Origin of the sequence: Streptomyces sp. NPDC089915 (assembly GCF_040684675.1) — a bacterium.
Lineage (GTDB): Bacteria > Actinomycetota > Actinomycetes > Streptomycetales > Streptomycetaceae > Streptomyces.
In genome coordinates, this window is sequence record NZ_JBFBGN010000086.1 from 1 (window position 1) to 13,144 (window position 13,144).

Annotated in this window: 11 protein-coding genes; 4 read left to right on the forward strand and 7 right to left on the reverse strand. The window is 73.3% G+C overall.

What is annotated here, in order from left to right; translation table 11 throughout:
- On the forward strand, nucleotides 1-619 hold a 619-nt coding region (locus AB0O29_RS23625; RefSeq protein WP_365154376.1), incomplete at its 5' end, for a response regulator transcription factor.
- Here the strand turns inward: AB0O29_RS23625 and AB0O29_RS23630 are convergent.
- Together AB0O29_RS23630 and AB0O29_RS23635 are read right to left on the reverse strand one after the other, a co-directional pair.
- Nucleotides 616-1,233, reverse strand: a complete 618-nt coding sequence (locus tag AB0O29_RS23630) for a DinB family protein (RefSeq protein ID WP_365154378.1) — start codon at nucleotides 1,231-1,233, stop codon at nucleotides 616-618. The genes AB0O29_RS23625 and AB0O29_RS23630 overlap by 4 nt on opposite strands.
- A gap of 139 nt (nucleotides 1,234-1,372) precedes the next feature.
- The gene (locus AB0O29_RS23635) at nucleotides 1,373-1,777 is read right to left on the reverse strand and encodes a DUF5997 family protein (RefSeq protein WP_365154380.1); all 405 of its coding nucleotides are present in this window, start codon (nucleotides 1,775-1,777) and stop codon (nucleotides 1,373-1,375) included.
- A 57-nt stretch (nucleotides 1,778-1,834) separates the two neighbouring features.
- Here AB0O29_RS23635 and AB0O29_RS23640 point away from each other — a divergent pair, with 57 nt between their 5' ends.
- Nucleotides 1,835-2,608, forward strand: a complete 774-nt coding sequence (locus tag AB0O29_RS23640; protein ID WP_365154382.1) for a LysR family transcriptional regulator substrate-binding protein — start codon at nucleotides 1,835-1,837, stop codon at nucleotides 2,606-2,608.
- Between the two features lie 15 nt (nucleotides 2,609-2,623).
- Here the strand turns inward: AB0O29_RS23640 and AB0O29_RS23645 are convergent, their stop codons facing one another.
- On the reverse strand, nucleotides 2,624-3,328 hold the full coding sequence (locus tag AB0O29_RS23645; RefSeq protein WP_365154383.1) for a hypothetical protein: 705 nt from the start codon (nucleotides 3,326-3,328) through the stop codon (nucleotides 2,624-2,626).
- 177 nt (nucleotides 3,329-3,505) lie between these two features.
- Between AB0O29_RS23645 and AB0O29_RS23650 the strand changes: the two genes are divergently transcribed.
- The gene (locus AB0O29_RS23650; protein WP_365154385.1) at nucleotides 3,506-4,906 is read left to right on the forward strand and encodes an NADP-dependent succinic semialdehyde dehydrogenase; all 1,401 of its coding nucleotides are present in this window, start codon (nucleotides 3,506-3,508) and stop codon (nucleotides 4,904-4,906) included.
- Between the two features lie 3 nt (nucleotides 4,907-4,909).
- Here the strand turns inward: AB0O29_RS23650 and AB0O29_RS23655 are convergent, their stop codons facing one another.
- A complete protein-coding gene (locus AB0O29_RS23655) occupies nucleotides 4,910-5,503 on the reverse strand; it encodes a TetR/AcrR family transcriptional regulator (RefSeq protein ID WP_365154413.1) in 594 nt (197 codons plus the stop codon).
- A gap of 61 nt (nucleotides 5,504-5,564) precedes the next feature.
- A complete protein-coding gene (locus tag AB0O29_RS23660) occupies nucleotides 5,565-7,568 on the reverse strand; it encodes a discoidin domain-containing protein (protein ID WP_365154415.1) in 2,004 nt (667 codons plus the stop codon).
- 345 nt (nucleotides 7,569-7,913) lie between these two features.
- Here AB0O29_RS23660 and AB0O29_RS23665 point away from each other — a divergent pair, with 345 nt between their 5' ends.
- The gene (locus AB0O29_RS23665; protein ID WP_365154387.1) at nucleotides 7,914-8,912 is read left to right on the forward strand and encodes an alpha/beta hydrolase; all 999 of its coding nucleotides are present in this window, start codon (nucleotides 7,914-7,916) and stop codon (nucleotides 8,910-8,912) included.
- A gap of 21 nt (nucleotides 8,913-8,933) precedes the next feature.
- Here the strand turns inward: AB0O29_RS23665 and AB0O29_RS23670 are convergent, their stop codons facing one another.
- Nucleotides 8,934-9,389, reverse strand: a complete 456-nt coding sequence (locus AB0O29_RS23670) for a GNAT family N-acetyltransferase (protein WP_365154389.1) — start codon at nucleotides 9,387-9,389, stop codon at nucleotides 8,934-8,936.
- A 183-nt stretch (nucleotides 9,390-9,572) separates the two neighbouring features.
- On the reverse strand, nucleotides 9,573-13,082 hold the full coding sequence (locus AB0O29_RS23675) for a M28 family peptidase (protein WP_365154391.1): 3,510 nt from the start codon (nucleotides 13,080-13,082) through the stop codon (nucleotides 9,573-9,575).
- Nucleotides 13,083-13,144: the final 62 nt, after the last annotated feature.

Here is a 13,144-nt window from a genome sequence, read left to right on the forward strand (position 1 = left end):
GCGGGTGCTGATCGACGAGACGCCCGACCTGGAGGTGGTGGCCGAGGCCGGCACGGGCGCGGAGGCCGTCGAACGGGCCGCCGCGCACGGACCCGACGTGGTGGTGATGGACATCCGGATGCCGGGCATGGACGGCATCGAGGCCACCCGTCGGATCACCGGCGGGCCGGGAGCGCCCCGGGTGCTGGTCCTGACCACCTTCGACGAGGACGAGCACGTCTACGGGGCGCTGCGCGCGGGCGCGAGCGGGTTCGCGGTCAAGGACATGGCCCTGGAGGACATCCTCGCGGCCGTCCGCGTGGTCGCCGCCGGGGACGCCCTGATCGCCCCGGGCGTCACCCGCCGCCTGATCGCGGACTTCGTCCGGGGACCCGGCCCCGCCCCCGGCCGGTCCGCGCGGCCGCTCGCGGGCGTCACCGACCGGGAGCGGGAGGTCCTCACCCTGGTGGGGCGGGGCCGGTCGAACGGGGAGATCGCCGAGGAACTGTTCATCTCCGTCGCCACCGCGAAGGCCCATGTGGCCCGCCTCTTCGGGAAGCTGGGGGCCCGCGACCGGGTCCAGCTGGTGATCACGGCGTACGAGTGGGGCCTGGTCTCCCCGTCCGGCGACAGGCCCTAGACCGTCGGACCGGGTGCCGAGCCGTCGGTGCGGCCGGCCTCCCGGGCCGCCCGTTCCACCCGGTCGCGGTGCTCCCGCCACCACGCCGTGTCGCCGGGGGGTACGCACTCGCCGTCGACCCGCAGGCCGGTGGTGGCGTCGACCAGTTCGCGGACGATGTCGGCGTGCCCGGCGTGCCTGCCGGTCTCGGAGATCATGTGCACCAGGCTCCGGTGCAGCGTGGTCTCGTTCCCGGCGCCCCACGCCACCCGGCCGACGGAGTCCAGGTCCAGCGATCCGATCGTCTCGTCCGAGTGGGCCCACACGGCGCGGTACAGCCCGGTGATCCGCTCCCGGGACTCCTCCGGGGTGGCCCACAGGTCCGCGTTGGGCTCGGCGGCGCCGGTGATCCACAGACCCGGCGCCTCGAAGGGCCGGCCGAAGGTGGCGCCGAAGTACAGGGCCTCGGCCCCGGTCAGGTGTTTCACCAGGCCCAGCAGGTTGGTGCCGGAGGGGGTCAGGGGGCGCCGCACGTCGTACTCGCCGAGCCCCTCCAGCTTCCAGAGCAGGGCGTCGCGGGCGTCCTGGAGGTACACGCGCAGGTCTTCTTTGGGATCCGTTCCGGTCGTCGTCATGTGGCGAGTCTGCCGCGCCGGAGATCATCGGCCATCCGATTTTCGGGTCACGCCGGCTGACCCGCCCGCGCACGAGAACGGCCGGGCCCGGCCCCCTGAGGGGGCCGGGCCCGGCCGTCGTGCGTGCGGGGGAAGGGGGTCAGGAACGCTTCTGCGCGTCCTTCTGCGCCTTCTCCGCCTGCTTCTCCTTGATGCGGACGGCCTCCTTGCGGACCTCGGCCTGGGTGGTGCGCTCCTTCTGCAGCCACTCCGGGTTGTCCTGCTTCAGGGCCTCGATCTGCTCCGTGGTGAGCGCCTCGGTGACCCCGCCGCGGGCGAGGCCGGCGATGGAGACGCCCAGCTTCGAGGCGACGACCGGGCGCGGGTGCGGGCCGTTGCGCCGCAGCTCCACGAGCCAGGCGGGCGGCTCGGCCTGGAGTGCGTTCAGCTCGGTGCGCGAGACCACGCCCTCCTGGAACTCTGCGGGGGTGGCCTCGAGGTACACACCCAGCTTCTTCGCCGCGGTCGCGGGCTTCATCGTCTGGGTGCTCTGGTGCGACGTCATGCTCCAAGGGTATCGAGCATGTGCGCGGGCTCCGACCACGACCGGTAACCTTGCGGGGTGACAGGCTCGGATGCATCCCCTTCGTTCCGGCTCGCCTATGTCCCGGGAGTGACGCCCACCAAGTGGGTGCGGATCTGGAACGAGCGGCTGCCCGACGTTCCGCTGACCCTCGTCGGCGTGAGCGCCGCCGAGGCGTTCGCCGCGCTGCGCGCCGGTGACGCCGACGCCGGGTTCGTCCGGCTGCCCGTGGACGGCGCGGACCTCAGCGCGATCCCCCTCTACACCGAGACCACCGTGGTCGTGGTCCCCAAGGACCACGTCGTGGCCGCCGTGGACGAGGTCTCCACCGAGGACCTGGCCGACGAGATCGTGCTCCACCCGCTGGACGACGTCCTCGGCTGGGAGACGCTGCCCGGCAAGCCCGCCTTCGAACGGCCCGCCACCACGGCGGACGCGATCGAGCTGGTGGCGGCGGGTATCGGCGTCCTCGTCGTCCCGCAGTCCCTCGCCCGCCTGCACCACCGCAAGGACCTCACCTACCGGACGGTGACGGACGGCCCCGCCTCGCGGGTCGCGCTGTCCTGGCCGGAGGAGAAGACCACCGACATGGTCGAGGACTTCATCGGCATCGTCCGGGGCCGGACCGTGAACAGCTCGCGCGGCCGCCAGGCGGCGCCCGCGCAGCCCAAGCAGGAGCGCAAGGCCGCCCCGGCGAAGAAGACCGGCGGCAAGGGCACCGGCAAGCCGGCGGCCCGGTCGGGCGGCAAGCCGAACGCCCGCGGCGCGGCCGCCCCCAAGCGCGGCGGCGGCAAGCCGCGCCGCCGCCCGTAGCCCCGGGCCGCTCCGTCAGGCCGGTGCGTCCCGTTCCGGCGGTGCGTCCGTCCGGGTGTGCACCGGTTCCGGCGGTGCGTCCGTCCGGGGGTGTTCCCGTTCCGGCGGTGCGTCCGGCGGTGCATCCGTCCGGGGGTGCACCGGGTCCGGGCCGGACGCCGGGGCGCGGAGGGTGACCAGCCGGTAGGCCGGGGTCCGCTTCGGGCGGCGGTCGCCGCCGCGCAGCCCCCGCGCCTGCTGGACGGCCGCGTCCACGAGGGCCGCCACCAGGGGGTTCGCCCGGCGCAGCCGCAGCAGCTGGTCCGAGCGCAGGCCGACGGCCGTCGCGGCCGTGCCGGTGTGCCCGCCCCGGGCCACGGCCTGCAGGAACAGCCGCAGCCCCAGCCCGCCGATCCGTCCCCGGCCCGGGACCCGGTGGGCGGCCGCCAGGGCCGTCGCCGCCGCGAGGGCGGCCTCGAAGGCGGGGTCCTGGGCCCGCCACCCGGCGAGCAGCGCCTCGGGGATCCCGGCGGCCGCGGCGCAGCCCGCCGGACCGAGGCCCAGGGCGGCCGCGTACACGGCCCGGGCGCGGCGGCCGCTGTTCTCGGCCTGCAGATCGGGGTCCGGGTCCAGCGCGGCGGCCAGGGCGCGGTCGGCGTCCTCGGCCGCGGAGAGGCCCGCCACCAGCCGCCGGGCCCACTCCCGGCGGCGCTCCGGTTCGTCCTGTGCCCGCTCGTCCACGGTCCGTGTGCCTCCCGCCCGGCTCCTCCGGGTCTCCTCGTCCCATTGTGCGACCGCGGCGCGATCCTTCGCGGAAACGTCTCGGCAGGCGGGCGGCGGCGGCCGGCCCTCGCGTTGCGCCCCGGGGAGCGGGCGGGCAGGGTCGGTGGGGCGGCTCCCTCGCAGGAAGGTCGGACCATGCCCATCGCCACCGTCAACCCCGCCACAGGCCGGACCCTGCGCACCTTCGACGCGCTCGACGCCGACGGCATCGAGCGCTGTCTGGACGAGGCGGCGCGCACGGCCGCCTCCTACCGGCGCACCACCTTCGCCGAACGCTCCGCACTCCTCGGCCGGACGGCCGACCTGCTGGAGGCGGAGGGCGAGGACATCGCCCGCACCATGACCATCGAGATGGGCAAGCCCCTGGCCGCCGCCCGCGCCGAGGCGGCCAAGTGCGTCAAGGCGATGCGCTGGTACGCCGCCCACGCCGAGGGCCTCCTCGCCGACGAGCACCCCGCCGGCCCCGACGTCCGCGACGCCGGGGCCTCGGCCGTCCTGGTGCGCTACCGGCCCCTCGGTGTGGTGCTCGCCGTCATGCCGTGGAACTTCCCGCTCTGGCAGGTCGTACGGTTCGCCGCCCCCGCCCTGATGGCCGGCAACGTGGGCCTGCTGAAACACTCCTCGAACGTCCCCCAGACGGCCCTCTACCTGGGCGACCTCTTCCGGCGGGCCGGTTTCCCGGAGGGCTGCTTCCAGACCCTGCTGATCGGCTCGGGCCCCGTCGAGGGCATCCTGCGCGACCCGAGGGTGGCCGCCGCCACCCTGACCGGCAGCGAACCGGCCGGGCGGGCCGTGGCCTCGGTCGCCGGGGACGAGGTCAAGAAGACCGTCCTGGAGCTGGGCGGCAGCGACCCGTACATCGTGATGCCCTCCGCCGACGTCGCCCGCGCGGCGCGGACCGCCGTGACGGCGCGGGTGCAGAACAACGGCCAGTCCTGCATCGCCGCCAAGCGGTTCATCGTCCACACCGACGTCTACGAGGAGTTCGCCCGGCTCTTCACGGAGGGCATGGCGGCGCTGACCGTCGGCGACCCGATGCGGGAGTCCACCGACGTCGGGCCACTGGCCACCGAGAGCGGCCGGGCCGACGTGGAGGAGCTCGTCGACGACGCCGTCCGGCACGGGGCCACCGTCCTGTGCGGCGGCCGGCGCCCGCCGGAGCACCCGGACGGCTGGTTCTACGAGCCCACCGTGCTCGCCGACGTCACCCCGCGGATGCGGATCGACCTGGAGGAGACCTTCGGGCCCGTCGCCACCCTGTACCGGGTGGGCAGCCTCGACGAGGCCGTGGAGCGGGCCAACCACACCCCGTTCGGGCTCAGCTCGAACGTCTGGACCCGGGACGAGGCCGACCTGGAGCGCTTCGTCCGCGACCTGGAGGCCGGCGGTGTCTTCGTCAACGGGATGACGGCCTCCCACCCCGCCCTCCCCTTCGGCGGCGTCAAGCGGTCGGGTTACGGGCGGGAGCTGTCCGGCCACGGCATCCGGGAGTTCTGCAACATCACCACCGTGTGGCGGGCGGCGGACCCGGCCTGAGCCTCACGGGCCCATGAGGTCCTGGACATGGTCGGTGATCATGTCCAGGATCCCGGCGGCCGACTTCTCGTCGCCGAGCACCAGCAGGGCGAGGGTCAGCCCGTCCGTCATCGCGGCCAGATAGCCGGCCAGCACGGAGACCGGGACCCGGGGGACCAGTCCGGTGTCGTGGCCCAGCTGCCGGATGAGCTCCTCGTAGGTGTCCCGGTACATCGCGTACTGGCGGCGCGCCAGGTGCTCGAACCCCGGCCGGCGCAGGGCGTACTGGGTGAGCTCGTACGTCAGCATGTGCTCGCCGGGCTGGGCGCACACGTGGTCCCAGTACGCCTGGAAGCCCGCCCGGATCGTCTCGCGCAGGGTGGGCTTCGGGCGGATCGCCTCCCGCACCACCGTGACGTAGTGGGCGGTGATCGCCTCGATGACCGCTTCGAGCAGGGCCTGCTTGGAGTCGAAGCAGTAGTGGACGACGCTCAGCGACACCCCGGCCTCGGCCGCGATGGACCGGGTCGTGGTGCGGGCGACCCCGTCGCGGGTCATCGCGCGGATCGCGGCCTCGGTCAGCTGGGCCCGGCGCTCCGCCGACGGCATCCGGGCCATGGGACCCCTCTCGTTCACGCACCGGAGCGGGGGCCGGCCGGACCGGCCGGCCCCCGCCGCCTCAGCTGCTGAAGACGCCCACCTCGTGCAGGGAGTAGCCCCACTGGGTGGCGCGCCGCACCCCCTGGACGCGGAGGTAGCGGGCCGTCACCCCGTCGAACCGGGCCGTGTCCAGGCCGCCGTCGCTGTCGGACGTGGACCAGACCGTCTGCCAGTTCGAGCCGTCCGTGGACGTCTCGATCCGGTACGCCTTCCCGTACGCGCGCTCCCAGTCGAGGGTGACCCGGCCGACGCGGTGCGCCGAGCCGAGGTCGACGCGCAGCCACTGGTCGTCGTTCCACTCGCTGGCCCAGCGGGTGCCCGAGTCGCCGTCCACGGCCCGGGCGGGCGAGTAGTCGACGAAGGGGTTCCACCACTCCGAGGTGGACGCCGAGGCGGAGGACCCGGCGGCCAGGTTGACGCTTCCCTGGTGCTTCTCGGAGGCGCCCCAGGTGGTGAGGTAGGACTCGGCGCCCTTGAAGAGGTCGTCGACCACGCCCTGGCCGCCGACCTGCCGGATGTCCTCGATCCAGTCGGGGACCAGGCCGTAGTGGGCGGCGCCGTCGGTGTTGAGGTCCCAGGTGCGCTCACCGGTGGTCTGGCGGTCGATGACGGAACCGCCGTCGGTGCTGCGGAAGGGGTACTTCACCGGGTTCGGGGTGTCGGCGCCCCGGGGTCCGGGCCAGCCGCCGACGCCGTTCATGTCGGTGCCGTACCCGTAGCCGACCTGGTACTTGTCGCGCAGCGCCTTCGTCCGGGCGGCCTCGCCGCTGAACCCCTCGGCGCCGTTCATGTACTGCGCGGCGAACCCGCCCAGCTTGTAGAGGCGTTCGGTCCAGCCCAGGTCCATCCAGCTGTGCGAGGAGATCACGCCGGGGTAGGACTCGGACTCCAGGATGTCGAAGGCCCGCCCCGCGGCCTTGACGCTCATGTGGTCGACCTCGAGCATCATCTTCCGCTTCATCATCCCGCGCACCGCGTACTCGCCGAGCTCGGTGAGGCCGCGGCTGTTGCACTGGGCGCCGGCCGCGTACGAGGGGACCGCGACCCCGGCGGGCAGTTCCTTCTGCGCCGTCGGCGCGGGTGCCAGGCCGATCGGGTTGTCGTGCTGCGGGCCGGCGCACTGCTCGGTCTGCCAGAAGGTTCCGGTCGACAGGAACTGGCCGACGTTGATCGCCGTGCCCAGGGCGCCCTCGTCGAAGCGCACCCCGCACAGGGCGTTGTCGAACTTGTGGCACAGGAACATGCTGCGCACGCCCAGCCCGTACAGCTCGTCCAGGCCCCGGTCGATGTCCGCCTTGGAGCACTGGGCCACGTCGAGGATCTGCTTGCAGCCGAAGGGCTCGGAGGTCTCCACCCCCATGACCACGGCCAGCTTGCCCTGCTTGACCACCTCACGGGCCTGGTCGGAGCTGGTGACGATGCGGAACCAGCCCTTCCCGGGGCCGCCGTACATCTTGTCGATGAAGGCCTGCATGTCGTAGGTCTTCTGCGCCTCCAGGCGGATGGCCGTCATCTCGTCGCAGCCGCGGTCCTTGAAGAAGTAGACCGAGCAGATCACCCCGTTGGTGACCAGGTCGTTGACGAGGACCCGCTGGCCGCCGCGCCAGGCGCGCTCGACCCAGGCGTAGTAGTTCTGCTGGTGGGTCAGGGAGTCGTGGGCGGGCCAGTCCTTGAAGGTGGGCCAGCCGACGGGGTCGTGCTTGCCGTCCCCGCCCTTGGTGATGAAGTCGAAGACGGCGAGGCTGCCGTCGGGGTAGTGCTCGGGGCAGTCCTTGAGGGCGTCGGCGACACCCATCTCGGAGAAGGGCTTGCCGCAGATGAGCCGGCCGCCGAAGCCCTCGTTCGACATCAGGTGGTCGTGGGCGTCGACGAAGCCGCGGACCCTGCCCTGGGCGTCGGTGCCCTTGAAGGGCTCGCCGGTCACGTTGATGCCGGAGTCCGGCTGCGGCCGGGCGATGGGGTTCCACCAGCCGGGATCGGCCGCGGCGCCGGCGGCCGAGCTGGGCGCGGGGGCGAGCGCCATGGCGAGGACGGCGATCAGTACGGACAGGAGCGCGATGGGGCGGCGCCGCCCGCGCCGGCGGCGCGGGCGCGGAGGGGGGTGAGGGGTCAAGGTGATCACTCAGGCCTTCGGTCGGCGGAGAGCGCGGTCGAAATCAAGGCATGAATTTGTCATGCCCCGCACAACATTGGCCATGAGAATCCCTACTGGCGCGTAAGGAGTCAAGGGTCCGGGACGCTTGACCTGATGGGGATTCAGCTCGCCGCCGGGTGCCGGTGCTTTCGGGCCGTCCCGGCCGGCGGCACGCCGGGAAGGGGTGTCCGGAATGCGGTGAGGAGGTCCGGGCCCGCTCCTAAAGTCGGACGCATGAACGAGACCAGTGACAGCAGGGGAGCGGCGGCGCGGTCCCGGCGCGGAGTGCTGAAGGCGGCCATCGCCGGGGCCGGGGTGGCGGCGGCCGGGGCGGCGGCCGGCCTTCAGGGGGCGGGTGCCGCCCGCGCGGACGAGCGGCGCTGCGCGGCGCCCGTGTTCGTGCTCGTACACGGGGCCTGCGGGAACTCCCACGAGTGGGCGCCCGTCCTCGCCGAGCTGGCACTGCGCGGCCACAAGGCGGTCGCCGTAGACCTGCCCGGGCACGGGCGCGGCGCCTACTACCCGGCCTCCTACCAGACCCCGCAGGACCCGGAGGCGCTGCGCACCGAGCCCTCGCCGCTCGGGAAGCTGACCCTCGACGACTTCGCCGAACACGTCGTGGGCGTCGTACGGCGGGCCTCCCGCCTCGGCGCCGTCGTCCTGGCCGGCCGGGGCATGGGCGGGGTGACCCTCAACGCGGTCGCCAACCGGGTGCCGGAACTGATCTCCCACCTGGTGTACGCCTCCGCGTACTGCGCGACCGGGCACACCTCCGCCGAGCGGCTCATGTCCACCCCCGAGGCCTCCACCAGCGCCCTGTCGCGGATGGACCGGATCGAGACCCCGCCCGCACTCGGCGTCGACCGGACCGACTGGCGCTCCGGCGCCCCCGCGTTCCTCGCGGCGGCCAAGGAGGCCCTCGCCGCGGACCGGACCGACGCCGAGGTGCGGGCGCTGCTCGCCACCCTGGAGCCCGACGAGTCGGCGGCGATCGCCGCGGCCGACTGCCGGGGGATCCCGGACGGGTGGGGGCGGGTGCCGCGCACCTTCCTGCGGTTCACCCGGGACCGGGCGATCCCGCTCGCCCTCCAGGACCTGATGATCCGCGAGGCGGACGCGGCCACCCCGCGCAACCGCTTCCGCGTCCGCTCCCTGGCCGCCCCGCACGTGGGCCCCCGGGACGCGGCGGTGTGGGCGGACGAGCTGGAACTGGCCGCCGGCGCCTGCCGCTGACCGGTGGGCGGTGCGGGGAGGTCAGCGGCCGGGGGCCATGTCGTACGTGACCCACATGGTCCGGGTCGCCACCTGGTCGTACTTGGACCGGGCCCGGTGGTTGTCGTCGGCGGTGATCCACCGCACGACGCTCCAGCCGCGCTCCGCCGCCAGCTCGCGCAGGGCGCCGAGCAGCAGGTCGGCCGCGCCGCCGCCGCGGTGCTCGGGGGCCACGAACAGGTCGTCCAGGAAGCAGCCGGTCGTCGCGGACAGCGGGCGGGCGAAGGTGCGGTGGTGGGCCAGGCCGACCAGCCTGCCCTGCGCGTCCTCGGCGACCAGGGCGCTCACCTCGTGCGCCGGGTCGTTGATCCACGACCACACCGTGGCCGCGGCCTCCTCGGTCTGCTCCACCCGGTAGAACTCGGCGTAGCCCCGGTACAGGGCGCGCCACTGGGCGAAGTCCCCGGGCTGGGCGGCGCGGACCAAGATGTCGGACATGGCGGGGATCTCCTGGGATCGGGGCTCGGGGAACCGATCATGCCGGAGCCTCCGGCGGCCCGGGATGCGCCGCCGTGTCCAAAGCCGGGCCGTCCTCCCTCCGCCGTGGACAGGGGCGGACGCGGCGGAGCCCGGTCCGGCGGGGTGCCGGACCGGGCCCCTGGGAAGGCGCCGCGGGGTCGGTCAGCTCACGCGGAGGCTGACGTCGTCGACCACGAAGGAGGTCTGGAGGGACTGGTCCTCCACGCCCTGGAAACCGAGGGTGACGGTCTGCCCGGCGAACTGGGAGACGTCATAGCTCTTGAGCACGTAGCCGGATCCCGCGTCCACGTTGGACAGGGTCTCCAGGGTCTGGCCGCCCACCGAGACGGTGAACGTGTCGTAGACGGTGTTCTCGGTCTCGTCGGTGTCGATGTGCAGGTAGAAGGAGAGGCGGGCCGAGGAGCAGCCGGCCGGGAGGGTCAGCGACTGTGCGGCGCTGTCGGTGCGCGGGGAGCCCCAGCCGTTGAGCCACGCCATGTAGGCGCCGGCGTGCGGGGTCTCGCCGGCCTGGTTGGTGATGACGCCCGAGGTGGTGCTCCAGGGGCTGGTGCCGGTCTCGAAGCCGCCGTTGGCGACGGTCTCGGCCGGGGTGCAGCCACCGCCGCCCCCGCTGACCGTCAGGGTGTAGGTGGTGCTGTGGGTGGCGGTGCCGGTGCCGGTCACGGTCAGCGTGGCCGTGCCGGGGGCGGTGCCCGCGGCGACCTGGACGTTGAGGGTGGCGGACTGGCCGGACTGGACGGAGGAGGGGCTGAGGGTGGCGGTGACCCCGGCCGGTGCGCCCGAGACCGTCAGGGCGACGTTCTGGGGGCTGCCGCTGACGGTGGTGGTGTTCACCGTCGAGGTGACGCTGGAGCCCGGGGCGGCGGTGCCGGCGGCGGGGGAGGTGGCGAGGGAGAAGTCGGAGGCCGGGGCGGTGCCGCCGACGGCCTGCTTCCAGATGGTGTAGGCGACCCCGTCGGCGCTGCGGTCCAGGACCGTGGCGCTGATGTTGCTCGGGGTGTCGCAGGAGCTGTGGTAGCAGGAGTCGTAGGCGGCGTTCGCGGTGCCGCCCCACTTCGAGGCCTGTGCGGCGGTCTTGCGGGCGCTGGCGCCGGCCGCGTAGCCGGAGGTGGCGATGCCCGCCTGCTGGAAGGAGTAGTCGTCGCTGCGGCCCTGGCCCTCGGTGTTCTCCTCGGGGGCGAGGTTCAGCGAGGTCCAGTACGCCTTCAGGGGCGCGGCGGTCGTGGAGTTGAGGTTGTTGATGAAGTAGCCGCCGTTGGGCGAGCCGACCATGTCGAAGTTGTAGTAGCCCTTGATGGCGGCGCGCTGGGCGCTGCTCAGCTGGCCCACGTAGAACTTCGAGCCGTTGAGGCCCTGTTCCTCGTCGGTCCACCAGGCGAAGCGCACGTGCTTGGTCATGGCGGGGTTCTTCTGGGCCAGGACCAGCGCGTTCTCCAGCAGGGTCGCGGAGCCGGAGCCGTTGTCGTTGATGCCCGGGCCGGCGGAGACGCTGTCGAGGTGGGCGCCGAACATGACGGTCTGGTCGTCGGGGCCGCCCGGCCAGTCGGCGATCAGGTTGTTCGACGGGTAGGTGCAGGAGGTGCAGGCCTGCTCGGTGACGGTGTAGCCGGCCGCCTGGAGCCTGCCCTTGATGTAGGCGAGGGACTGGGTGTGGCCGCCGCTGCCGGCGCGGCGGTTGCCGCCGTTCTGCGAGGCGATGGTGCCCAGCTGGTTCAGGTGGGCCTGGACGTTGGCCGCGCTGATGTCCGGCGGGGTGTTGGGGTCGGGCTGGCCGCCGCCGACGGTCAGGGCGTAGTCGGCGGTGTGCGCCTGGGCGGAGCCCTGGCCCTTGACGGTGACCGTGGACGGGCCGGGTGCCGAGGTGGAGCTCGCCGACAGGGTCAGGGTGGAGGACTGGCCGGACTGCACGGTGGCCGGGTTGAAGGAGGCGGTGACCCCGGCGGGCAGGCCGCTCGCGGTGAGGGTGACCTGCTGGGCCTGGCCGGTGGTGGTGCTGGTGGCCACGGTGGTGGTCACCGAGGCGCCCTGCTGCACGCTGCCCGAGGCGGGGTTGAGGGTGAGCGAGAAGTCACCCTGTCCGCTGGGGGCGCAGGACGGGTCGCCGGACTGGGCGGGCACGCTGATGGCGTCCCAGGCGGCCTTGGTCTTGTTGAACAGGTCGCAGGAGGCGTCGAGGGACTTCGCGGAACTCAGCGTCGCCGTCCGGTACTTCTTGTAGGACATGCTGCTGGTCTTGAGCAGCATGCCGCCGTAGAAGATCTTGCCGGCGTTCTGTACGCCCACGCCGGTGACCGTGGACTGGTTGCAGGTGCTGCTGCTCGGCTTGCCGCCGCCGGGGTTGCTGCCCTCGGCCAGCAGGTAGAACCAGTGGTTCAGCGGTCCCGCGGCCGCGTGCACCTCGGTGCTCGGTATCGAGGAGCTGTAGCAGGAGGGGTCGTTGTTGACCGCCGAGGGGTTGTACATGTTCCGGATCGGGCCCCGGCCCTGGAGGTTGATCATCTCGCCGACGGTGTAGTCGGGGGTGTCGTACGGGGCGGGCTCGTTTGCGTAGGCCTCGGTGAGCGCGCCGAAGATGTCGCCGGTGCCCTCGCCCAGTCCGGACTCCTGGCCGCTGGTGCCGCCGGGGGTGTTGGTGTCGATGGCGTGCCCGTACTCGTGGCCCACGACGTCGATGCCGGCGATCCACTCGTTGGCGCTGTTGTGGCCGATGGTGACGGAGCTGCCGTCCCAGTACGCGTTGAGGTCGTTCAGGCCGACCTTGCCCGGGAAGCTGCGGCCGTTGCCGTCGACGCCGCTGCGGCCGAGCCACTGGCGCAGCATGTCCCACTGCTTCTGCGCGGCGAACATGAGGTCCGTGCACCCGGTCTCCTTGGAGGTCGGGTTGCCGGTGCCCCAGGAGTCCGAGGACTTCGAGAAGACGGTGCCGGTGCTGTAGTCCTGGCAGCTCAGGCCCGGGCGGTTGGGGTCGCGCAGGGAGTACGTGCCGCCGGAGGCGGTGGTGTCGACCGTCAGCGGGTTGGGGCCGTTCCACTTGCTGTTGCCGCTGCCCGCGACGACCTCGTCCCAGCGGTCGACGACCTTGCCGGTACGGGCGTCCACGTAGACGTGCATCCGGCTGGGCGCCGACTTCGTCGACCCGGTCAGGACCGTCTCCCAGGCCAGCACCGGCTTGTCGTCCTTGAGCCGGACGACCAGGCGGCTGCTCTCGACCCTGTCCACCTTCGCCAGCTCGGCCCGCGAGGAGGACTCCGCCGCCTTGGCGGTGACGGAGGGGGTGACCGACACGTCGATCACGGTCGAGGAGGCCGACTGGAGGGCGCGGACCTTGCCCTCCCCGTCCGCGAGGACGACCGCGTCGCCGCCGACGACCGGCAGGCCCCGGTAGCTGCGCTCGTACGCGACGGAGAACAGGTCCTGCACCCAGGGGGTGACCAGGCGCCGGTCGTACCGCTGCTGCGGCTGGTTGACCAGGCTGTCCAGGCCGCTGCGGACGGCCGCGTCCGCGGCGGCCACGGCCCGGTCCGCCCGGGAGGGCCGGGGTGGTACGGGATCCGGCTGCTGCGCGGCCGACGCGGTGCCGGCCAGCGCGCCGGCGAGGCTCGCGGTCAGCGCGAAGGCCGCCACGGACGCCGTCCATCTGGTGGGCTGCACGAGTCCACTCCGATCGTGTGTGGGGGGTCTGGCTGTACGCCGTCGCCGAGTATGGGCGTGGA